21 protein-coding genes and 3 tRNA genes are annotated in these 21,657 nt (G+C 66.9%); 6 read left to right on the forward strand and 18 right to left on the reverse strand.

Annotation, left to right across the window (positions count from 1 at the left end; translation table 11 throughout):
• The first annotated feature begins 15 nt into the window (after positions 1-15).
• The gene (locus tag K4G53_RS02095) at positions 16-705 is read left to right on the forward strand and encodes a hypothetical protein (RefSeq protein WP_221383843.1); all 690 of its coding nucleotides are present in this window, start codon (positions 16-18) and stop codon (positions 703-705) included.
• 22 nt (positions 706-727) lie between these two features.
• Here the strand turns inward: K4G53_RS02095 and K4G53_RS02100 are convergent, their stop codons facing one another.
• From K4G53_RS02100 to rpsB, 6 genes are all read right to left on the reverse strand, one after another.
• Positions 728-1,312 (reverse strand): DivIVA domain-containing protein, encoded by a 585-nt coding sequence (locus tag K4G53_RS02100; protein ID WP_221383844.1) that lies wholly within the window; start codon positions 1,310-1,312, stop codon positions 728-730.
• 140 nt (positions 1,313-1,452) lie between these two features.
• Positions 1,453-2,373 carry a phosphatidate cytidylyltransferase gene (locus K4G53_RS02105; protein WP_221383845.1) on the reverse strand — a complete coding sequence of 307 codons (921 nt, stop codon included), beginning with the start codon at positions 2,371-2,373 and terminating at the stop codon, positions 1,453-1,455.
• Positions 2,373-2,930 (reverse strand): ribosome recycling factor, encoded by a 558-nt coding sequence (gene frr / locus K4G53_RS02110; protein ID WP_221383846.1) that lies wholly within the window; start codon positions 2,928-2,930, stop codon positions 2,373-2,375. Before frr ends, K4G53_RS02105 begins: the two co-directional genes overlap by 1 nt.
• 126 nt (positions 2,931-3,056) lie before the next feature.
• Positions 3,057-3,794 carry a UMP kinase gene (pyrH, locus tag K4G53_RS02115; RefSeq protein ID WP_221383847.1) on the reverse strand — a complete coding sequence of 246 codons (738 nt, stop codon included), beginning with the start codon at positions 3,792-3,794 and terminating at the stop codon, positions 3,057-3,059.
• A gap of 118 nt (positions 3,795-3,912) precedes the next feature.
• Entirely contained in the window at positions 3,913-4,749 is an 837-nt protein-coding gene (gene tsf, locus K4G53_RS02120; protein ID WP_221383848.1) for a translation elongation factor Ts, read from the reverse strand.
• 127 nt (positions 4,750-4,876) lie between these two features.
• Positions 4,877-5,722, reverse strand: a complete 846-nt coding sequence (gene rpsB / locus K4G53_RS02125) for a 30S ribosomal protein S2 (RefSeq protein ID WP_221383849.1) — start codon at positions 5,720-5,722, stop codon at positions 4,877-4,879.
• A 453-nt stretch (positions 5,723-6,175) separates the two neighbouring features.
• Here rpsB and K4G53_RS02130 point away from each other — a divergent pair, with 453 nt between their 5' ends.
• Positions 6,176-6,796 (forward strand): M23 family metallopeptidase, encoded by a 621-nt coding sequence (locus K4G53_RS02130; protein ID WP_221383850.1) that lies wholly within the window; start codon positions 6,176-6,178, stop codon positions 6,794-6,796.
• On the opposite strand, the gene K4G53_RS02135 is transcribed toward K4G53_RS02130, so the two are convergent.
• From K4G53_RS02135 to K4G53_RS02160, 6 genes are all read right to left on the reverse strand, one after another.
• Positions 6,793-7,983, reverse strand: a complete 1,191-nt coding sequence (locus K4G53_RS02135) for an acyl-CoA dehydrogenase family protein (protein ID WP_221383851.1) — start codon at positions 7,981-7,983, stop codon at positions 6,793-6,795. The two genes, K4G53_RS02130 and K4G53_RS02135, sit on opposite strands and share 4 nt — an antisense overlap.
• Before the next feature lie 173 nt (positions 7,984-8,156).
• Positions 8,157-8,230: transfer RNA gene (locus tag K4G53_RS02140), tRNA-Ile, on the reverse strand.
• Positions 8,231-8,306: 76 nt separating this feature from the next.
• Positions 8,307-9,503 carry a glycosyltransferase gene (locus tag K4G53_RS02145; RefSeq protein ID WP_221383852.1) on the reverse strand — a complete coding sequence of 399 codons (1,197 nt, stop codon included), beginning with the start codon at positions 9,501-9,503 and terminating at the stop codon, positions 8,307-8,309.
• A 110-nt stretch (positions 9,504-9,613) separates the two neighbouring features.
• Entirely contained in the window at positions 9,614-10,522 is a 909-nt protein-coding gene (locus tag K4G53_RS02150) for a DMT family transporter (RefSeq protein WP_221383853.1), read from the reverse strand.
• Entirely contained in the window at positions 10,522-11,145 is a 624-nt protein-coding gene (locus tag K4G53_RS02155; RefSeq protein ID WP_221383854.1) for a CDP-alcohol phosphatidyltransferase family protein, read from the reverse strand. The genes K4G53_RS02150 and K4G53_RS02155 overlap by 1 nt, the downstream gene beginning before the upstream one ends.
• Before the next feature lie 151 nt (positions 11,146-11,296).
• Positions 11,297-12,148, reverse strand: a complete 852-nt coding sequence (locus K4G53_RS02160; protein WP_221383855.1) for a phage holin family protein — start codon at positions 12,146-12,148, stop codon at positions 11,297-11,299.
• 181 nt (positions 12,149-12,329) lie between these two features.
• Between K4G53_RS02160 and K4G53_RS02165 the strand changes: the two genes are divergently transcribed.
• From K4G53_RS02165 to K4G53_RS02175, 3 genes are all read left to right on the forward strand, one after another.
• The gene (locus K4G53_RS02165; protein ID WP_308287800.1) at positions 12,330-13,553 is read left to right on the forward strand and encodes a multidrug effflux MFS transporter; all 1,224 of its coding nucleotides are present in this window, start codon (positions 12,330-12,332) and stop codon (positions 13,551-13,553) included.
• Positions 13,554-13,565: 12 nt separating this feature from the next.
• Positions 13,566-13,745, forward strand: coding sequence for a hypothetical protein (locus tag K4G53_RS02170; protein ID WP_221383857.1), 180 nt, complete (start codon positions 13,566-13,568; stop codon positions 13,743-13,745).
• A gap of 65 nt (positions 13,746-13,810) precedes the next feature.
• Positions 13,811-14,218, forward strand: coding sequence for a hypothetical protein (locus K4G53_RS02175; RefSeq protein WP_221383858.1), 408 nt, complete (start codon positions 13,811-13,813; stop codon positions 14,216-14,218).
• Positions 14,219-14,272: 54 nt separating this feature from the next.
• Here K4G53_RS02175 and K4G53_RS02180 read toward each other — a convergent pair.
• The 6 genes from K4G53_RS02180 to K4G53_RS02205 all read right to left on the reverse strand — a co-directional run bounded on the left by K4G53_RS02180 (position 14,273) and on the right by K4G53_RS02205 (position 20,733).
• Positions 14,273-14,345: transfer RNA gene (locus tag K4G53_RS02180), tRNA-Asn, on the reverse strand.
• Between the two features lie 145 nt (positions 14,346-14,490).
• A tRNA-Asn gene (locus K4G53_RS02185) sits at positions 14,491-14,563 on the reverse strand.
• A gap of 76 nt (positions 14,564-14,639) precedes the next feature.
• Positions 14,640-16,619: a DNA primase gene (gene dnaG / locus K4G53_RS02190; RefSeq protein ID WP_221383859.1), complete on the reverse strand. Its 1,980-nt coding sequence runs from the start codon at positions 16,617-16,619 to the stop codon at positions 14,640-14,642.
• Positions 16,620-16,671: 52 nt separating this feature from the next.
• The gene (locus tag K4G53_RS02195; RefSeq protein WP_221383860.1) at positions 16,672-17,961 is read right to left on the reverse strand and encodes a deoxyguanosinetriphosphate triphosphohydrolase; all 1,290 of its coding nucleotides are present in this window, start codon (positions 17,959-17,961) and stop codon (positions 16,672-16,674) included.
• A complete protein-coding gene (gene dusB / locus K4G53_RS02200) occupies positions 17,954-19,132 on the reverse strand; it encodes a tRNA dihydrouridine synthase DusB (protein WP_221383861.1) in 1,179 nt (392 codons plus the stop codon). Before dusB ends, K4G53_RS02195 begins: the two co-directional genes overlap by 8 nt.
• Positions 19,133-19,263: 131 nt before the next feature.
• Positions 19,264-20,733 (reverse strand): YibE/F family protein, encoded by a 1,470-nt coding sequence (locus K4G53_RS02205; protein ID WP_260323068.1) that lies wholly within the window; start codon positions 20,731-20,733, stop codon positions 19,264-19,266.
• Positions 20,734-20,839: 106 nt separating this feature from the next.
• On the opposite strand from K4G53_RS02205, the gene K4G53_RS02210 reads away from it, so the two are divergent.
• Positions 20,840-21,652 (forward strand): alpha/beta hydrolase, encoded by an 813-nt coding sequence (locus tag K4G53_RS02210; RefSeq protein ID WP_221383862.1) that lies wholly within the window; start codon positions 20,840-20,842, stop codon positions 21,650-21,652.
• The last annotated feature ends 5 nt before the right edge of the window (positions 21,653-21,657 follow it).

The raw sequence follows: 21,657 nt of genomic DNA on the forward strand, positions 1-21,657 counted from the left end.
GAGGACAATGACGCCATGTCCATCGACGACGGCGGAACGTCACACCGGCAGGGCGAAATCCCGGCATCCGTCCGCGCGCAGCTGCTGGCCACGGAGCACTGGGGCCTGCTGGCGTCGCGGAGCACGGCGCAGGGCGAGGTGCTGACCCGGATCAGCATGTTCCTGACCTTCACCTCGGCAAGCGTGGTCAGCGTTGCCCTGGTGGGCCAGGCCACCGGGTTTTCGGATGATTTTGTCCTGCTGGCTGTGGCTGTCCTGTTCGTCGATGCCGCGGTGGGGCTCCTGACCCAGCTGCGGGTGGAAAACGTGGCGCACGAGGACCTGATGTACGTGACGGCGATGAACAGGCTGCGGGCCGCCTACGTGGAGCTGGACCCGGGCGTTGCCCCCTACCTGATGGCAGCCCACCATGACGACGAGGCCGGCTCGAAGCAAACCTACTATTTCTTCGGCAACCGGGGCACTTTCAGCCACGTGGCGGGTAGCAGCATGATCTTCATAACGACGGCGAACGCTGCCCTGCTTGCCGTCCTTGCAGGGCTGTTGCTGTCACTGGCGGGCAGTGGAACGGCGGTGTCAACTGTCGCGGGCGCCGTGTGCGGGGCTGCATTCCTGGCCGCGTCCGCCATACGCGGCTACCGGGGCTACCGGGACGTCTGGCGGCGCTTTACGCCGCTCTCCCCCACCCCGCCGGGCGCGGAGTGACAAATGTCCGGCTGGTGGCCGGTCAGTCGATGGCCGCCATCAGCTCCACAACGCGGTCCAGGAACGCGTCAACCTGCGACTCCTCGTAGCCGTCGCGGCCCACGGCCGGGCGGAAGACCGCACGGCGCACGCTGTCCACGCTCAGCGGCTTGTCCTGTTCGAGGTAGGCCACGAGTTCCCGGCACAGCCGGTCCACGTCGTCGGTGTTGTAACTGCGGGCCTTCTTCCTGGCCGGCCTGCGGAAGCGTTCGCCGTCCGGGCGGTGCAGCCGGCCCCGCAGGATGCCTGAGAGGTTTCCAATCTCCCGCAGCCAGGCGTCCTCGCCGCGGGCCGCAATCAGCTCATCCCGTTCCCGGCGGGCAAAGGCGTCCTCCAGCCGGTCCAGCGCGGCGTCGACCACGGCCGCCGAATAGCCGCCCTTGACGGGATCGAAAGAGACGGCCCTGACGTCGGAGCTGTCCACCGGTTCGGTGGCTGCCTCGGGAGTCTCGAGTGAGATGCGGGCCCGCCGCAGGAACTCATCCACCTGCTTGGCGTTGTAGCCGTACTCGCCGCGGTGTACGCGCTCAAAGGACGCAGGGATCTGCCGATGAATGTCCAATGCCACTTCGATTCCTTCAATGCTCTTCAGCCGTAGTGCTTCCGCACCAGTTTAGGGTGACGGGGCCGGCGCCGGCCGTCCGTCCCTGTTTGTGTCCCGGGCCTCCGGCGGCACCGCCTAGGGGGCCTGCAGGACGTCCGGCTGGATTACGCGCCGGCGACCAGCCCGTAGAGGACGAAGGCCACCGGCGAGCTGAACACTATCGAGTCCAGCCGGTCCATCACTCCCCCGTGCCCGGGCAGGATGCTGCTCATGTCCTTCACGCCGAGTTCCCGCTTGACCATCGACTCCGCGAGGTCACCGGCGGTGGAGGCGGCGACAGTGCCAACCGCCAGCACGACACCGACCCACCACGGCTTGTCCAGCACAAAGACCGCTGCCAGGACCCCGACCACCGTGGCACCGGCCACCGATCCGGCAAAGCCCTCCCAGGATTTCTTCGGGCTGATTTTCGGCGCCATCGGGTGCTTCCCCAAGGATGCGCCCACCAGGTAGCCGAAGGTGTCGTTCGAAACCACCAGCAGGAGCATCACGGCGATCTGCCAGGCGCCCTCGGGCACGGTCCCACCGGGCCACAGTCCCAGCGGGGTGGTGCCCCCTGCGTGCAGCGGCAGCGCGGCAAAGCTGATGAAGAAGGGTACCCACCCCAGGGTGAAGACCCCGGCGAAGATGCTGTTGGCCGACCCTGCCGCACTTTCGATGGAACGCCACAGAAGCACGGCCACGGCGCTGAGCAGCATGGCGAACAGCTGGCTTTCGATGCCGCCGAAGTACGCGGCGAAAGGCATGGCCACCGTGCCGGTCATCACCGGGATGATGGGCATCCTGGTGCCGTTGGCTTCCAAGGCCCGGTAGACCTCCCACACGCCAAAGACGGCAAACGCGGTGGTGACCGCAACAAAGCCGAGCGGCAGGAACAGCAGTCCCCCCAGCACCGCGAGCAGCATGGCCACGCCCACCACAACCGCGGCGGGCAGGTTCCGCCCGGCCTTCGGCGTCGGATTGCTCCTGGGCTGCTTCCCCCGTGTGCGCGCCCGTGCTGCCGGGGCCTGTTCTGCCTGGCCCATCAGACTTCGAGCAGCTCTGCTTCCTTGCGCTTGAGCAGCTCGTCGATGCCGTCCACGTGGGCCTTCGTCAGGCTGTCCAGTTCCTTTTCGGCCCGGCTGCCCTCGTCTTCCCCGGCTTCGCCGTCCTTGACCAGGCGGTCCAGGGTCTCCTTGGCCTTCCGGCGGATGTTGCGGATGGAGATCTTGGCCTCCTCACCCTTGGTCTTGACGATCTTGACGTACTCCTTGCGGCGTTCCTTGGTCAGTTCAGGAATGGTGATCCTGATGACGTTGCCGTCGTTGGAGGGGTTGGCGCCGACCTCGGAGTCGCTCAGGGCACGTTCGATGTCCCGCATGGCGGTTTTGTCGAACGGGGTGATGAGGATGGTGCGGGCGTCGGGGATGGCGAACGAGGCCAGCTGCTGCAGCGGGGTGGGCGAGCCGTAGTAGTCCACCAGGACCTTGTTGTACAGGCCGGGGTTGGCGCGGCCGGTGCGGATGGAAGCGAAGTCTTCCTTGGCTACCTCAACCGCCTTGTCCATCTTTTCTTCGGCCTCGAGCAAGGTTTCTTCGATCACGGTTTCTCCTGACGGTTCTGGTGCGGTCCCGGGCACCGGTCCATGCACACACGCGGTTCTCTGTTGCTGGTTCCGTCCCCGCCGGCCGGCGGGGACGGAACTGTCCTGGAATCATCCTAGCCGCAGCTAGGCGGTGACCAGTGTGCCCAGCTTCTCGCCGAGGATGGCGCGGGTGACGTTCCCCTCACCCTCCATGCCAAAGACCACCATGGACAGGTTGTTGTCCTTGCACATGGTCATGGCGGTCTGGTCCATCACCCGGATGTCGCGGCGCAGGGCGTCGTCATAGCTGAGGGTTTCGAGCCGCTCGGCGGTGGGGTCCTTCTTGGGGTCGGCGGTGTACACGGCGTCCACGCCGCTCTTGGCCATGAGGACCACGTCGGCGTGGACCTCAAGGGCGCGCTGGGCGGCCACGGTGTCCGTGGAGAAGTACGGGAGGCCGGCGCCGGCGCCGAAAATGACCACGCGGCCTTTTTCCATGTGCCGGATGGCCCGGCGCGGAATGTAGGCCTCGGCAACCTGGCCCATGGTGATGGCGCTCTGGACGCGGGTTTCCACGCCCGCCTGCTCCAGGAAGTCCTGCAGCGCCAGGCAGTTCATGACGGTGCCCAGCATGCCCATGTAGTCCGCGCGGGAGCGGTCCATGCCGCTCTGGGACAGCTCGGCGCCGCGGAAGAAGTTCCCGCCGCCCACCACGATGGCCACTTCGACTTCGGGGACGGCTGCAGCGATCTGCTTGGCGACGTCGCGGACGGTTTCGGGGTCGACACCCAGTTTCCCGCCGCCGAAGACCTCGCCGGAGAGCTTCAGGAGGACCCGGCGCCTGCTTTTGTCTGAATGGATGACAGTGTTGACGGCTTCCATGATGCCTTCCCGTTGATGAGTCTGAAAAAAGGGTATCCTGCCGGGGCCGGTGGTGGCACCGTTCCCGTTGCATGCAAAAGGGGCGGCCACCGAAGTGGCCACCCCCTCGCAGTTTCGACTAGGAGCCGACGCGGAAACGCGTGAACGCGGTTCCCTTGACACCCGCCTCTTCGAGGACCTGTGCCACGGACTTCTTGGCGTCCTTCGCGAACGCCTGGTCAACCAGGACCTCGCCCTTGTAGAAGCCCGTCACGCGGCCTTCGACAATCTTGGTGAGGGCGGCTTCGGGCTTGCCCTCGGCCTTGGCGGTCTCTTCGGCGATGCGGCGCTCGGACTCGACGAGCTCGGCCGGAACGTCCTCGCGGGTGAGGTAGTTCGGAGCCATCGCGGCGATGTGCACAGCGACGTCGTGGGCGGCGGTGGCAGCGGCTTCGCCTTCACCGTCAACAGCGAACAGCACGCCGACCTGGGCCGGGAGGTCCTTGGAGGTCTTGTGCAGGTAAGCGTCGACCGTTGCACCCTCAATGCGGGAGATGCGGCGGACAACAACCTTCTCGCCCAGGATCGCGCCCTCTTCGACGACAACCTCGGACAGCGGCTTGCCGTCAACGTCGGTGGCGAGCAGGGTCTCAAGGTCGGCAGCGCCGGACTCGACGGCGATGGCCAGGACCTTGTCCGCAAGCTGGATGAACTTGTCAGCCTTGGCGACGAAGTCGGTCTCGCAGTTGACCTCGATCATGACGCCGACGCCGTTGCTGACCTTGGCGGCCACGAGGCCTTCAGCGGTGGAGCGGCCTTCACGCTTGGTAGCGCCCTTGAGGCCCTTGATGCGGATGATTTCGATGGCCTTTTCGGCGTCACCGTTGGCTTCGTCAAGAGCCTTCTTGACGTCCATCATGCCGGCGCCGGTGCGCTCGCGCAGGGCCTTGATGTCCGCGGCAGTGTAGTTCGCCATGTGAACCCCTCTGTCTAGAAATGTGTGGTGGTGTACGGACCGACAGGACAGCAGCCCACGACGGTGGGCTGCCATCCTGTCAGCAGCTCCGGCTGCGGACAGCGCGGAGAATCCGGATTTACTTGTCTTACTTGGCGTCTTCGGCGGGAGCCTCGGCAGCCGCCGGGGCTTCAGCCTCTGCTGCCGGAGCGGCTGCAGCTTCTGCCTTGCTGCCTTCGAGGAGTTCGCGCTCCCATTCGGCCAGGGGCTCTTCCGGAGCTTCGGCTGCACCCGTGCCACGGCTGTTGCGGGCAATGAGGCCCTCGGCAACGGCGTCGGCAACAACGCGGGTCAGGAGGTTCACGGAGCGGATGGCGTCGTCGTTGCCCGGGATCGGGAAGTCGACTTCGTCGGGGTCGCAGTTGGTGTCCAGGATGGCAACCACGGGGATGTTCAGCTTCTTGGCCTCGTCAACGGCGAGGTGTTCCTTCTTGGTGTCCACGACCCAGAGCAGGGAGGGAGCCTTGGTCAGGTTGCGGATACCGCCGAGGTTGGACTCCAGCTTGGTGAGCTCGCGCTTGAGCAGCAGCAGTTCCTTCTTGGTGTAAGCGGAACCGGCGACGTCGTCGAAGTCGATCTCTTCGAGTTCCTTCATGCGCTGGATACGCTTGGCAACCGTCTGGAAGTTGGTCAGCATACCGCCGAGCCAACGCTGGTTGACGTACGGCTGGCCGACGCGGGTTGCCTGCTCGGCAATCGCTTCCTGGGCCTGCTTCTTGGTGCCGACGAACAGCACGGTGCCGCCGTGGGCAACAGTGGCCTTGACGAACTCGTAGGCGCGGTCGATGTAGGACAGCGACTGCTGAAGGTCGATGATGTAGATGCCGTTGCGCTCGGTGAAGATGAAGCGCTTCATCTTCGGGTTCCAACGGCGGGTCTGGTGTCCAAAGTGGACGCCGCTGTCAAGCAGCTGGCGCATGGTTACGACGGGCATGCCGACGCTCCTTTTCCCGGCAGGTCATTCATGAGAGAGCCCGGAGGCTTCTTACCCTGCCAAATAGTTGACGGTTGATTAGCGTGGCCCGGGTTCGGGCCGTGCTCCTGGCATCCATCGCCCTTCCCATCCGCGCCGCGTGGCACGGACCGCAGGAAGCGTGATCCTCCGTTGGACAAACGCTGGTGCGTTGGCCGCCGGAGGGCTGGATGCGCGTAGTCAGCCACTGCTCCCCCACACTCCTGAATGAGATGTGCCGACGCGATCCGGACAGGGGTAAACACCATTGGCGTTGACCACTGGTTCGGGAAGCGTAGAGGGCGCAGCAAACTGCTCCATCAAGTGTACTACAGGCACCCGCGTCCGGCGGACCGGCGGGACGGCCCGCAACCGTTGTCCACATAGCAGGAAAAAGGCCTGCCGTGGGTCCCCATTCGGGGGCATGCTGGCGGAATGAAACCCCCCATCCTCCTGGCGGCCCTCCTGTTGCTGCCCGCGTCCGTGGCCTCCGCAGGCCACCCGTCCGCAGGTTTTCCCGTCAGTGCACCTGCCAGCCTGCCTGGCAGTGCAGCTTACGTGCGGACACTGTCCGTGGGTCCGGACATAACGACGGCGGCCGGCGGGATGGTTGCGGCGCCCTCCTGGCGCTGGCCGCTGGCTCCGCGGCCGCCCGTGCTCCGCGGCTTCGATCCCCCGCCCAAACCCTGGCTCAGCGGGCACCGGGGCGTGGACCTGGGCGCCGCGGGCGCCGGAGCGCAGGTTACGTCCCCCGCCGCCGGCACGGTGGGTTTCGTGGGCGTGGTGGTGGACCGGCCCGTCATTACCATCGACCATGGCGGCGGCCTGCGGAGCAGCTTCGAGCCGGTGGACAGCGCGTTGGCGGTGGGCAGCGCGGTGGCCGCGGGCCAGGTGATCGGCACCGCCCTGCCCGGGCACTGCCCGGCCGCCAGCTGCGTCCACTGGGGTGTCCGCGACGGCGCGGAGTACGTCAATCCGCTGCAGTTCGTCATGGACCTTCGCCCGTCGGTTTTGCTGCCGCTGTCAAGTGCACCCGGGCGGCCGCATCCCGGCTAGACGATGGCAGAGATGCCCGTGATGGCCCGTCCGGTGACCAGGGTGTTGATTTCGGCCGTGCCTTCGTACGAGTAGATAGCCTCCGCGTCGGCGAAGATCTTGGCCATTTCGAAGTCGGTCACAATGCCGTTGCCACCCAGGATGCTGCGGCCGAGGGCCACGCTCTCCCGCATGCGGGCGGTGGCGAAGGCCTTGCCCAGCGCGGATTGCTCATCCTTGGCCGTCCCCTCGTCCTCCAGCTGGGAGAGCCGCACCATCATGCCCATGGAGCTGACGGCGTTGCCCAGGATCCGGACCAGCTGGTCCTGGATGAGTTGGAACGAAGCCAGGGGACGGCCGAACTGGTGGCGTTCCACGGCGTACCGCCGGGCAACGTCGAACGCCGCCAGCTGCAGGCCGACAGCCTGCCAGGCAACAGCCAGGCGCGTCACCTTCAGGACCTTGTTGACGTCGCGGAAGCTGTTGGCGTTCGCCAGCTTGAAGAAGTCCGGGACCACCACGTCTTCCAGGAGGATGTCGGCGTTCTGGACCGTCCGGAGCGAGATCTTGTTTTCGATTTTTTGCGTGCGGATGCCCGCCAGGGAAGTGTCCAGGAGGAACCCCTTGACCTGGTTGTCCGCCACGTCGCGGGCATAGACCACCACCCAGTCGGAGAAGGTGGCGTTGCCAATCCACCTCTTGGCTCCGTTGAGGACCCAGTTGCCACCGTCCTTCCGGGCTGTTGTACGGGTTCCCCCGGCGACGTCGCTGCCGCCCAGCGGCTCCGTCAGCCCGAAGGCACCGATCTTCTTCAGGGAATAGATCTCCGGCAGCCACTCGTCCTTCTGCTCTTGGGAAGCCAGCGCCTCGATGGAGCCGGTGAACAGCCCGTCATGCACGCCCAGGAAGGTGGCGATGGAGGCGTCCGCCCGCGTGACTTCCGCGTGCAGCATGCCGGCGAAGAGGTTCGAGTAGCCCTGGCGCCGGACCGGGCTTACCAGGTCCACGCCGGCAAGCTTCGGCACCAGGTCCATCGGGAATTCCGCACGGTTCCAGCAATCCACCGCAATGGGGCGGACTTCGCGTGCCAGGAAGTCCCGGACTTCGGCGAGCCGGTCCCGCTCCTTGCCGGAAAGGAGCTGCTCGAAGGCGTAGAAGTCCCCGTCGGCGTATGGAAGCTCTTGGAAGTCGGCAGCAGAGGTGGCCATGGGTACCTTCTTTGATGATCAGCGCTCACCATGCATCAGGAGCGACAGACGGTATGTTACTGACCAGTAACATACCGCAGGATGGGCCTGGCGCCAATAATTCACGGCGTTAAAGCGGAAACCGCGGCCGACGTAAGACGTCGGCCGCGGTTTTGCGACTCATTGCGTGCACGTAGGGCTACTCGGACTTGAACCGAGGACCTTAGGATTATGAGTCCCGCGCTCTAACCAGCTGAGCTATAGCCCCACTGCCCGGGGACGGCCGGCGTGGAAACGCCGCGGTCCGGCAGGGCAAAAACACTCTAGCAAACCCGGGAAAGGGTTTAGACCACTTTGTCCTCGAAGGACGCGCCGCGGTACAGGTCCTCGAAGGTCTGGAGGGTGCCCTGGATGCTGTGCGGCTCCACCATCTCGCGGCTGGCCCGGCCCATGGCGAGCTGTTCGTCCTTGGGAAGCTCCAGGACCTGGGTGATCTTCTTCGCCAGGTCGTCGCTGTCGTTCGGCGTAAAGAGGTAGCCGTTCCGGCCGTCGCGCACCAGGTGCGGCAGTGCCATGGCGTCCGCAAGCACCACCGGGGTGGAGGCGGACATGGCTTCCAGGGTGACCAGGGACTGCAGCTCCGCCGTTCCCGGCATGCAGAACAGGTCGGCCCGGATATAGGCACGGCGCAGGTCGGCATCGCTGGCGAGGCCCAGGAATTTGACCCTGTCCCCCAGGCCGAGCCGCTGCACCAGGTCCTCCAGGGACTCACGCACTTCGCCGCCGCCGACGATTTCCAGGTGCACGTTCAGCTCCCGGGGAGTCTTGCTGATGGCCCTGATCAGGACGTCCACGTGCTTTTCCTCCGCCAGCCGGCCGGCGAACAGCACGGTGGGGTGCGGGTGCGGCTCGATGTGCTCGCCGGGCAGGAGCTCGTAGGCGGTCGAGTCGATGCCGTTGGACAGGGGCAGGACCTTGCGCAGGAAGGCATGCTCATGCATGGCCTTGGCCGCCAGCGGGGTGGGCGTGGTGATCACGTCCGCCTGCCCCATCACCTTGCCCATGTCCTTCCAGGAAATCCGTCCAATGATGTCCTTGAACCACTGGGGGAATGGCAGGAACGGGTTGAGGTTTTCCGGCATGAAGTGGTTGGTGGCAACGACCCGCACGCCGCGCTTCACGGCCTCGTAGAGCACGTGCTCGCCAATCATGTAGTGGCTTTGGATGTGCACGACGTCAGGCTTCACTCGGTCGAACAGAAGGCTGATTTCCTTCTTGATTTCCCAGGGGAAGCAGATGCGGAAGGTGTCGTGGGTGGGGACGCTGTGGGAGCGGAGCCGGTGGACAGTTGCCTCGTCGCGGAATTCGGTGAAGCTCTTTCCCTTGCCGTCGCGGCAGGCGAGGACGTGGACGTTGTGCCCCCGCGCAGTCATGCCCTTGGCCAGGCGGTACCCGAACTGGGCAGCACCATTGACGTGGGGTGGGTAGGTGTCAGCGGCGATCAGGATGGTGAGGGGGCGCTGGTCGGCTGGCGTGGTCATGGAGTACTCCTGATGGTCACGGTGCGGACAGCATGGAACTGGCAGCACGGTTGGCTGCGTTGCATTGGCATGCGGCCTCGTGGGATTGCTGGGTGTTAAGCGGTTTCGGGCTAGTGGGACGGCCTGCCGGCGGCCTTCCGCGCGTCCTTCTTGCGCTTGGTGACCTCCGGGTGGTGCCGGGAAAGGGCGATAACCCCAACGATAGCAAGGCAGGCCGCCGTTCCCATTGCAATCGCCATGACCGCGTGCACATCGGGGCGCAGTTCGCCGAGGATGATGATGCCGATGGCGATACCCACCATGGGATCGATCACGGTCAGTCCGGCGATGACCAGGTCCGGCGGGCCGGTGGAGTACGCACTCTGGACAAACCATGATCCCAGGCCGCCGGCGGCGATGATGGCCAGCACCGAGTACCACTGCACGTTCAGCAGGAAGAGGCCGTTGGGGTCAAGGAGGTGCTTGCCGATGATCCGGGTCAGCACCGCCACGAAGCCGAAGAGGACGCCGGCGCCGAGGATGTAGACGAAAGAGTTCATACGGTGCCTGAACATCACCGCCAGGGTCCCGAACAGTCCCACCGCAAGGGCCAGCAGGAGCACGATGGTCAGTTCGTCCTCCGGGCTGACATGGTGGCTTTCCTGGGTGACGTTGACGGCGAGCAGCACGAAGAGCGCGGATCCCGTCACGCAGGCGGCGATCGACACTGCGGTGGCCCGGTTGATGGTGAGGTCCTGGTCCCGCGCGTTAATGATGGTGGTGATGACGAGGGCTATGGCGCCGATGGGCTGCACCACCGTGAGCGGGGCTGACACCAGCGCCACGGCATTCATGGCCATGCCGGTGCACAGCAGCAGGAGCCCGAACATCCAGCGGGGGTTGCGCAGCAGGCGGAGGAAACCGTTGGAGCTCAACGCCAGCCCGCCCGTGTCCGCTTTCACCGCACTGCCCTGGCGCTGCGCGCCAAGGGCGAGGCAGAACGCGCCCAGGACCGCCAGGCCGACGGCCACCCAAACCATCAGGCGGTCCCGCCGTCGTGCCGTTTCTGTTCCCTGCCCTTGCGCAGGATGGCCCAGAAGTAGTTGTAGGCGGCGATCCAGTGGCCCACCAGGCCCAGGCCAAGCACCACCCAGGCGGCGGCAAAGAGTTGGGCAGAGGCCCCGGTGTCCAGCCGGGAAAGGACAAGCAGCGGTGTCCCCAGCAGCAGCAGGCCGGTCCTGACCTTGCCCACTACGCTCACCGGGAGGTCGGGGTGGCCGCGGAAGAAGAAGAGCGTCAAGGCAAGCAGCACGGCGTCCGGGACCACCAGTGCGGCCAGGTACAGCCAATGCACGACGCCGGCGATCACCAGGGTGACGGCCACGGCGATCATGGCCAGGCGGTCGGCGATGGGATCCAGTACCCGGCCCAGCCTTGAAGCCTGGTCGAAGCGGCGGGCAACGTAGCCGTCAATCCAGTCGGTTCCGGCCATGACTGCCAGGACGACGACCCCGGCTCCGTATTCCCGTTGCGCAAGGACAAGCCAGATGAAGAGCGGCACGCCCATGAACCGCACGACGGTGAGCAGGTTGGGAATGGTGAACACGGCGTCGTGGTCCACCTGGGGACGGCCAGGCCGCGCGCCTGCACCGATGAACTTCACCCGTCCCCCTTTCCTTCCTGCCGCTTCCGGTCGCGCCCTGTGATGGTGCGCCTCGTCTGATGGTGCGCGCCGTGTGATGGTGCGCTGCGTGATGGCGTGCTGTGTGGTCTGTGGTGCGTGCTGCGTACCCCGGCGCTGGTGGTGGCCGGGGCTAGTAGGTGCGCAGGAGCCGCCGGAGCAGGACCACCAGGACGGTCCCGGCAGCAGCGAGGGCTGCCAGCGGCTTCCAGCGCTCCCGGAGGCTGGCGGAACCGGACAGGCCTGCCAGCTTCTGCGCGGCGGCGTCCTTGGTGCGGGCGGCGAGCACCTGGCCTTCGCGCGCCTTTTGCTGCGCGGCGGCCAGCAGGTACTGGCCCTGGGTCTTCAGGTCCAGTTCCGTACCGAGTTCATCCCGGACTTCGGTCAGGTGGTGCCGGCGCTGGTTCAGGCGGCGTGCCAGCTCGGGCTCGGAAGCGTGCGGGTACTCCTGGTCGTGCTGGGCGGCCTTGGCTTCCTTCTCGGCCTTGGCTTTGGCAGCGGCTTCGGCCTTGGCGGCCTTCGCGGCCTTGCCTTCGGGGCTTTCCGGATCCAGCACGGCGGGGTTGAACGCGGATCCTTCCTTGGCCACGCCGATGTCGTACTTGATCCCCCGGATGGTTTCCTCCGGCAGCAGGGGCATGGCTTTCTTGAACCTGCCGACGCCCACCAGGCCGCCGATGAGCGCGATCAGCAGGAAGGCCGCGGAGACCAGGAGGGCTGCCAGCCAGGCGGGCATGATGGTGGCCAGGCCCATGATGGCGGCAACGATCAGCCCTACTACCAGGAAGAGGAGGAAGACGAGGGCGACAGCGAGGAAGGCGGCGGCAACTCCGACCTGGACACCCTTGCGCTTCAGTTCGAACTTGGCGAAGGCGATCTCGTCATTGAGCTGGCGGGGCGCCAACCGGAAAAGGAGTTTTAGCGTCCCGGGCAGCGCGGTGAAGCGCAATCCCGGGCTGGTACGCCCGCTGTGACGTCCGCTCATCGGTGCCGCCTTACTGGTCTGATGGGTCGATATTGCTTCCGTTGTGCCGCGGAAATGTGCAGCCGCACAGTCCACGCCACCCAAACTACCATTCAGGTTCAGGGCGGACTTCCGGGCTTGCCGGACGGCGCGGCCTACAACGATGAAAAAACAGCCCGGCCCGGGCCTAGGATTGTTGTCCGTGACCACTCCCGCCAATCCGGGCGACCTCCTCAGCCGCCGCCGGAAGCTTCTGTACATCCTCCTTCTCGGCGCCCTTACCGCCCTTGGCCCCTTCACCATCGACCTTTACCTGCCGGCTTTCCCCGCCTTGGAGGCGAGCCTGGGGGTGACTGAGGCGCAGGTCCAGCTCACCCTGGCCGGCACCACCGTGGGGTTTGCCTTCGGCCAGCTGGTGGTGGGCCCGTTCAGCGACAAGTTCGGCCGCAGGACGCCGCTGATCCTCGCCACGGCGCTGCACATCGCGGCCTCCCTGGGTGCGGCGCTCTCCACGGACATCACCACGCTGGGGATCTTCCGGGTGCTCATGGGCGTCGGTGCTGCAGGCGGCGGCGTGGTGGCCATGGCCATGGTGCGCGACCTGTTCTCCGGATATGCGATGGTGCGGATGTTCTCGCGGATGTCCCTGGTGAACGGCCTGGCGCCCATCCTGGCCCCGGTGATCGGATCGCAGCTGCTCCTGGTGATGCCGTGGCCCGGGATTTTCGTGTTCCTGGCCACCTACGGCAGCCTGGTGATCGTGGCGGCCCTGCTGCTGGTGCGTGAAACGCTTCCGCCGGAAAAACGGGGGCACAACGGCATGACGGCGGGGCAGCGCTACAAGGCCCTCTTCAGTGACCGGATCTTCGTGGGACTGCTGATGGTTGCCGGGTTCAACTTCGGCGGCCTCTTCACCTACCTCTCCGCCTCCCCGTTCCTGTTCCAGGACGTCTTCGGGTTTTCCGCCCAGCAGTACGGGCTGCTGTTCGGGATCAATTCCCTGGGCATCGTGGCAGGCGTGCAGACCAGTTCCCGCCTGATCAGGGTTGTGCCGCCGCAATGGATCCTTGCGTTCGCCACGGCCTGGCTGTTCCTGATGGCCGTGCTGATCGTGGTGTTCGACCGCCTGGGCCTGGGGCTCTGGGGCGTGATGGTGCCCCTGTGGTTCTACATCATGGGCACCGGCTTCATGTTCCCCTGCGTCCAGGTGCTGGCCCTGGCAAGCCATGCGTCGCAGGCGGGAACGGCTGCGTCCCTGCTGGGCGCCGCAACTTTCCTGATGGCGGGCCTGATCTCCCCCGTCGTGGGCTGGCTTGGGATCACCAGCGCCCTGCCGATGGGAGCGGTGCAGGCTGCCTGCATCCTGCTCGCGATCGCCGCGTTGTGGCTGGTGGTCCGTCCCCGCACCGTCCCTTCCATCCACTAGCCGGTGCCTGCCATGAACCGCAAACCGCACCGCAATGGACGGGGACTGTTCCTCGGGGCCGTGCTCGGCGCCGTCGTCGGCTATTTTGCCGGCCGCGCCCTCGGCAACCCGGCCATCGGCTTGGTGCTGGGCCTGCTGGCGGGTGCCGCGCTGCTGTACCGGGTCAATCCGGGGCCGTGGAAACGGCGCTGATTGTTTGGCCCTGCCAGAGCCCCTTTTACCTGCCGTCCGGCTTCATCGCGCGATAAAATATGTCCGTGCCCAACTGGCAGGATAGACCGCCACTTCCGGCCACATGGCAACGGTGCGACGCCCGGATCCTGCCACTGTGGTGGGACCGGCTGTGCGCGCAGGCAGGGCAGCAGTCCGCCGCGCTGTACGCGGCAGGGCTGTTCACGGAGGACCGCCGCCGGCCCATCGCCCAATGGTTCAATCCCGCCTACGACGCCGCCCTGCTGGTGGCCCCGGAGACCTCGCCGGAATGGCCGGTGCAGCGCTTCGGCATTTTCTACGCACCGCCTGGGTCCGGCTTCGTCCGGATCCATTCGGCGGCGCATGAGTGGAACCCGCGGGAGCCGCGCAAGTCCCCCACCGAGCAGGAGGCCTTCCTGGCGGCAGTGGCCGAGGCCGAACGGTTCCTGCAGGTGGAGATGGATTTCGTCTAGAAGCCAGAAAAACCCCGTTCCTCCAGACTGGAGGAACGGGGTTTTTTCGTTGCGCTCCTCCTGCTGGACTTGAACCAGCAACCCTTCGATTAACAGTCGAATGCTCTGCCAATTGAGCTAAGGAGGAATGAAGCAGGTATGACATTAGCAAACGATTCAGGCCAAGGGAAATCGGCGGATTTCCGGGGCGGAGCGGGGACCGCCGGCCCGCGAAACGCGCTGCGGAGGCAAGAAAAAATCCCCGTTCCGGAGGCCGGAACGGGGATTGGAAGCTCCTCCTGCTGGACTTGAACCAGCAACCCTTCGATTAACAGTCGAATGCTCTGCCAATTGAGCTAAGGAGGAATGAAGCGGGTATTAGCCTAGCAAACACCTGGCGCGGAAACGAAATCGGGGCCAGCCCCTAGCTCCTCCCGCCTGCCTAGGCGTCTGCCCGCAGGGCCCGGCGTTCCATTTCCAGCATCATCAGTTCACGGTTGAGCCGCTGGTAGGTGTCCGGGTCCGCCGCCGCGTCCAGGCGCTGCAGCTGGCCCATCTTATCCGCCTTGACCCGGGTGATCTGGAGTTCAAACAGGCGGGACAGGATGTCGCGGCAGTACTTCTGCACCGCTTCCTCGGTGTGGGCCGGCAGCGGCACCACGGCAAGCTCGGACACCAGGGGCCGCAGGGGCTCGGGGACCTCGTGCATCACGTGTTCCACCCAGCGGACGGGGTCGACAGCCAGCCCGGCGCCGGTGGCCCGCATGGCGTCGTGCACGGCCTGGAAGGCGGGGGTGGCGAAGCGGGCGGCAGCGAAGCGGTCCCAGACCGCGCCGGCCAGCAGCGAGGGCTGCTGCAGTGCCACTTCCAGCGCCTGCCGTTCCATGGACGCTACCGGGTCCCGCGGGTCCGGGCGGTGGAAGGACGGCACAGCGCCCGACGGCGGCCCTTCAGCTACGCCGGGACCGCCCCCGGGTGCCCGCCCGTCGTTGCCTTGGTGCCCCCTGCCCTCGAATCCGGGGCTCCGTTGCTGCTGGCCGTGGTTGGGCGTGCCCGGCCCGGCGGAACGGCCCGTGTCCCCGCGCTTCGCTGCGTTCTTCACCTCGGCGGTGACAAGGCGGAGTACCTCGTTGGGGTCCGGCATGCCCAGCCAACCCGTCAGCGCCTGGCAGTAGCCCGTCCGGGTCGAGGCATCACGGATGGCCGCAACCACCGGCACGGACGCCTTCAGGCCCTGTACGCGGCCTTCGACGGTGTCCAGGTTGAACTGCTTCAGGGTGGTGCGGATCGCGAATTCGAACAGCGGCCGGCGGGACTGGATCAGGGCGTGCACGGCCTCGTCACCCCTGCTGAGCCTGAGGTCGCAGGGATCGGCCCCGGTGGGTTCCACCGCCACATAGGTCTGCGCGGTGAAGCGCTGGTCCTCTTCGAAGGCACGCAGGGCTGCCTTCTGCCCGGCGGCGTCGCCGTCGAAGGTGAACACAACTTCTCCCCCGGTGCCGTCATCGGACAACAGCCGCCGGGCGATCTTGATGTGCTCGGTGCCGAACGCCGTGCCGCAGGTGGCCACCGCCGTCGTGATTCCTGCGAGGTGGCAGGCCATGACGTCCGTGTACCCTTCCACCACCACCAGCTGGCGGTCCTTGGCGATGCTCTTCTTGGCCAGGTCGATGCCGTAGAGGACCTGCGACTTCTTGTAGAGGGTGGTTTCCGGGGTGTTGAGGTATTTGGGGCCCTGGTCGTCTTCATAGAGCTTGCGCGCGCCGAAGCCGATGGTGTCGCCGGCGATGTCCTTGATGGGCCAGATGAGGCGCCCGCGGAAGCGGTCGTAGATGCCCCGGTTGCCCTCGCTGAACATTCCCGTGAGCTTGAGCTCGGCGTCGGTGAAGCCGCGGCCCCGGAGGTGCTTCAGCAGGGCGTCCCATCCCTGGGGAGCGTAGCCGCAGCCGAAGTGCTCGGCAGCTGCCCTGTCGAAGCCGCGGCCGAACAGGAAGTTCCGGGCTTCGGCGGCACCGGGCGTGAGCAGCTGCGCGCGGAAGAATTCGTCGGCGATCTTGTGGGCGTCCAGCAGCCGCTGGCGGCGGCCCACTTCCTCGCGGTTGGGGCCGGTCCCCCCGTCTTCATAGCGGAGCTCGTAGCCGATGCGGGCGGCGAGCTTTTCCACTGCTTCCTGGAAGGAGCTGTGGTCCTGCTTCTGGACGAAGGCAATGACGTCGCCGTCCTCGCCGCAGCCGAAGCAGTGGTAGCGGCCCACCTGCGGGCGGACGGTGAAGGACGGCGAGCGCTCGTCGTGGAAGGGGCACAGGCCCTTGAAGGTTCCCAGCCCGGCACCCTTGAGCGTGACGTACCCGTCAACCACTTCCTTGATGTCCGTGCGCTGGCGTACTTCGTCGATATCTTCACGTTTGATCAGCCCAGCCACAGAGCAATCCTAGTCCCGCGGCATAGCAGCGACAGGCACCCTATGGCGTTCCTCACCACAGCGACGGCAGGCTCCCCACCAGCCGCTCGTACATGGCCAGGGCGGACCCGTCGGTCAATGACGCCACCTGGTCGATGACCACGCGCAGGCGGGCGGCATCGTCGTCGGCGGAACGCCAGTCCGCCGCGAACATCGGTTCCAGGTGCCGGTCGCCCGTGGCGCTCAGGGCGGTGACCAGGGCGTGCAGCACCTCGCGCTGGCGCTCGTAGATGGGCTGCCGGTGCTCGGTGGTCATCACGAAGGTGGTGGCCAGGCCCTTCATCACGGCGATCTCCATGACCGTCTCGTCCGGCACCATCAGCTGGGCGTTATACCGGGTCAGGTTCTCCGGACCGTAGACGGCCCGGGTGGTTTCGAGGGCGCTCTGGCAGAACCGGCCGATCAACTGGCTGGTCATGTTCTTCAGGGCGGCCATGGACTTGCGGCTGCCGTCCGCTTCACGGACCCAGACGTCGGTGGCCTCGAGCCGGGCGAGGGCGGCATCGATCGCGGCGGGGTCATTGTGCGGCAGGTACCACTGCTTGGCGTAGCCCACCACGCGGGCGCGGTGGTCCGGGTTGTCCATCCAACGCAGCTGGAAATGGCCGGCCACGATCGCGTCCTCCACGTCGTGCACCGAGTAGGAGATGTCATCCGCCAGGTCCATCACCTGGGCTTCCAGGCAGGACCGGCGTTCCGGGGCCCCTTCGCGGATCCAGTTGAAGATCGGCAGATCGTCCTCGTAGGCACCGAACTTGCTGGTCCGCTGGCCGTGGATCACCGGCGCTTCCAGGGCGGACCAGGGATATTTCGACGCCGCGTCAAGGCTTGCGCGGGTGAGGTTCAGACCGGCGGGCTGGCCGCCGGCCGTAAGCACCTTGGGTTCGAGCCGCGTGAGCAGGCGCAGGGTCTGGGCGTTGCCTTCGAAACCGCCGATGGCGTGCGCCACCTCGTTCAAGGCCGATTCGCCGTTGTGCCCGAAGGGCGGATGCCCCAGGTCGTGGCTCAGGCATGCCGTGTCCACCACATCCGGATCGCAGCCCAGGGCGCGGCCCAGTTCACGGCCCACCTGGGCCACCTCCAGGCTGTGGGTGAGCCGGGTCCGGACGAAGTCGTCCGTGTCCGGTGCCACCACCTGGGTCTTGGCGCCGAGCCTGCGCAGTGCGGACGAGTGGAGCACGCGGGCGCGGTCGCGCTCGAAGTCGGAGCGGTAGACGCTCTTGGGCGGCTCCTCCACCCAGCGGGCGGAGTCGTGGGCGTCGTACCCCGGGAGCACGGCCGCCGCCGTACGGGCCTCAGCCACCGGAGACGTCCAGTTCGGCAGCGGCGATGTCACGGGACTGTTCGTCGTTCAGGGCCCGGGAGTCCAGCCAGTCCTTGGGCAGCGCGGGCCTCTTGGGCGAACCCGCACGGCCCCGGGGGCCTTCGGCGTCCACTCCCGGGTAGGGCGAGTCCAGGTCCAGTTCCGCGAGGGTATCGCGCAGCACCTCAAGGCTGGTGACCAGTGCCAGCCGGGTGCGCAGCTCCCCTCCCACCACGTAGCCCTTGAAGTACCAGGCAATGTGCTTGCGGATTTCCCGCAGCGCCTTGCCCTCGTCGCCGAAGGTCTCCACCATCAGTTCGGCGTGGCGGTACACGCCCTCGGCCACCTGGCGCAGGTTGGGCCGGTGCCGGACGTCACTGCCCTCGAACGCAGCCTGCAGGTCGCCGAACAGCCAGGGCCGGCCCTGGCAGCCGCGGCCCACCACCACGCCGTCGACGCCGGTCTCCCGGACCATCCGGACGGCGTCCTCGGCAGACCAGATGTCGCCGTTGCCCAGCACCGGGATGTCCGGCAGCGCCTCGCGGAGGCGTGCGATCGCGGACCAGTCGGCCTGGCCGGAGTAGAACTGGGCGGCGGTACGGCCGTGGAGGGCGACGGCGGCGACGCCGGAATCGCGGGCGATGCGGCCGGCGTCGAGGTAGGTCAGGTGGTCGTCGTCGATCCCCTTGCGCATCTTGATGGTCAGGGGGACGTTGCCCTTGGAGGCTTCCTTGACGGCGGTCTGCACGATGGCGGTGAAGAGGTCGATCTTCCACGGCAGCGCGGACCCGCCGCCGCGCCGGGTGACCTTGGGGACGGGGCAGCCGAAATTGAGGTCGATGTGGTCGGCCCGGTCCTCCTCCACCAGCATCCGCACGGCGGCGCCCACGGTACCGGGGTCCACACCGTACAGCTGCACGGACCGGACCTTTTCGTCGTCGTCGTGGGAAATGATCCGCAGGGACTCGGGGGTCCGTTCCACCAGCGCGCGCGAGGTGACCATCTCCGCCACGTACATGCCGCCGCCGTATTCACGGCAGAGCCTGCGGAAGGCGGAATTGGTGATGCCGGCCATGGGCGCCAGGATCACCGGCGTGTCCACAGTGATGGGACCCAGCTTCAGGGGCGGGAGTTCCAGCTTGGGGGCGGGAGAAGTTGCTGCAACAGTCACCTGTCCATTGTTGCAAAGCCGGGCAAATCGGTAATTTCCGTCGAGGGCCAAAGACCCGGTGCAGGTTTGCGCCCGGCGCCGGCGTGGCGCGGGAACCGATCCCCCGGCCAGCGTCAGCCGCGGTGAGCCCGTCAGCCGCGGTCAGCCCGCCGGCCCCGCCGGGTAACCGTGTCAGCGGGAGGCTCGACGGCGGCGCGCCGGCTGCGTTCCTCAAGCGCGGCTGCGGCGAGCGCCCCGGTGTCCGCGATGTCGTCGGAATGGACGTGCCCGTCGTCGTGCCCCGCGCCGGTTGCCGCGCTCCCCGCTGGCGCTGCCCCCGTGGCCTCGATCCTCGTGGCTTTGACCACCAGCACGGCGATCAGCGTGGTGACGGGGATGGCGAGCACCAGCCCGATGGACCCCACGAGTGTCCGGATGACCTCTTCGGAGAGTTCGGCGCTGGTGAGGGTGTCCATCAGCGGCCGGTCGTACAGCATGACGATGATCAGGATGGGTAGCGCGGCCCCGGCGTAGGCGAAGGCGATGGTGTAGACGGTGGAGGCGATGTGGTCCCGGCCGATCCGCATGGCGGACGTGAACAGCTTCCGGGCGCTGCTGGCGGGAGCCAGTTCGTAGAGCTCCCACACGGCTGAGGCCTGCGTGATGGTGACGTCGTTCAGAACGCCCAGCCCGGAGATGATCAGCCCGCACAGGATCACCCCCGAAATGGAGATGTTGGCCGAGGTGTTGACCAGCGTGGCGGCGTCGTGGCTGCCCACCCCGGCCAGGTTGGCGGCGTCGGTGGCCCACGCGGCGAGCAGCGCCGTGATGCCCAGGCCAAAGATGGTGCCCAGCAGCGCGGTGGAGGTACGGGCGGAGAAACCGTGGGCGAAATACAGCACGCCGATCATGATCACGATGGAGCCCACCAAGGCCAGCAGCAGGGGCGGCTTCCCCTCGACGAGTCCGGGAAGCATGAAGCTGGCCAGCACGAAGTAGGCGCCCACCAGGCCGACCAGGGCACGCAGGCCCCGCCACCGGGCGACGGCGATGACCACCACGGCGTAGAGCACGGCGAGCAGGACGATCGGCAGGGTACGGACGAAGTCCACGAAGATGTAGGCGGGCGAGCCCTGTGAACCGGATGCGCCCTGAGCGTTCGAGAGGTTCAGATAGCGGATCTGGTCCCCGGGCTTGACGCCGTGGGAGGAGGCAACGTCCGGGTTGATGACCACCTTGACCGGGCTCCCGCCTTTGTCCGGCTCGGTAAAGGCAAAGGTGCATTCCGAGCCCTGCTGGTGCGGCTGCTGCTGGCCTGAACCCTGCTGGCCGGAACCTTGTTGGCTGGAACCCTGCTGGCTGCCCTGCATGCAGCTTTCGGTCACTACGTTCTGGATGGTTCCCGTGTCGAACGTCACCCCCGCGGCCGCGGAGTAGGGGTTCGCGAGGGAAATCCCTTCCTTGCTGCCGGACGGCCACAGCGCGGCCATCCCCGCGAGGGTGAGCAGCGCCAGCGGTATGAGTACGGCCGCCAGGATGCGGTTCGCCTTCCTGCGGGCGGCCATCGCTTGGGGGCTCGGCTCCGAATGTTCCATGGAGGCGTGGGAGTGACCGGCGCCCATCAGCAGTTGAACCTCATGTATTGAACTCTACGTGGGGCGCCATAGGGTTTGATAAATGGACCATCGGGACGGGGAGGTGACAGGCATGGGCAACCATGGAACAGGCATGCGTGGCACACAAGGCAGCGGAACACAGCGCAGTGGAACACGGGGCAGCGGTGCACAGGACCGGGGCACACAGGACAGCAGCGGAGTTGCCGCCGGGCAGGCAGCGGCAGTTCCCGCCCACCGGCCGGTGCTCAGCGTGCTCCAGGCATCGGGGCCCACCCGCGGGGTGGCGCTGGTGCTGCACGGCGGCAAGGCACACAGCCGCGAGCCGGTGGAAGCCCGCCACCTGAGCCCGGCCAGGATGGTTCCTTTTGCCAGGCGGATTCACCGGGCCGGCCGCAAGCACGGCCTGGCGGTCTGGTCGCTCCGCAACAGCGTGCGTGGCTGGAATGGCCCCGACATGTCCGCCCTGCAGGATGCGCGCTGGGCGCTGCGGCAGATCGAGGAGCAGCACCCGGGCGTGCCGGTGTTCCTGGTGGGCCACTCCATGGGCGGCCTGACCGCCGTCTGCGCCGCCGACCATCCCCAGGTAGACGCCGTGGTGGCCCTGGCTCCGTGGCTGGGCCCCGAGACCCCGGCCGCCCGCGTGGCAGGCAAGAAGGTCCTGGTGGTCCACGGCACCACTGACCATATGACCAGCCCGGCACAGTCCCTCGCCTTCGCGCGGCGCGCCTCAGCGGACGCGGCAAGCATGCAGTACGTGGCGCTCAAGGGTGTCGGCCATTTCATGCTCCGCAGGATCCGGGTGTGGGAGACGCTCACCACCGGGTTTGTCATCAAGTCCTTCGCCGAGAGTACCGGGGCGGGTGTCCGGCCGCCCCGGGCCTTCCCGCAGCTGCTGCCGGAATCGTCGGTCCACGTCACCCTGTAACCTCT

Origin of the sequence: Arthrobacter sp. MAHUQ-56, assembly GCF_019710585.1 — a bacterium.
Taxonomy (GTDB): domain Bacteria; phylum Actinomycetota; class Actinomycetes; order Actinomycetales; family Micrococcaceae; genus Arthrobacter.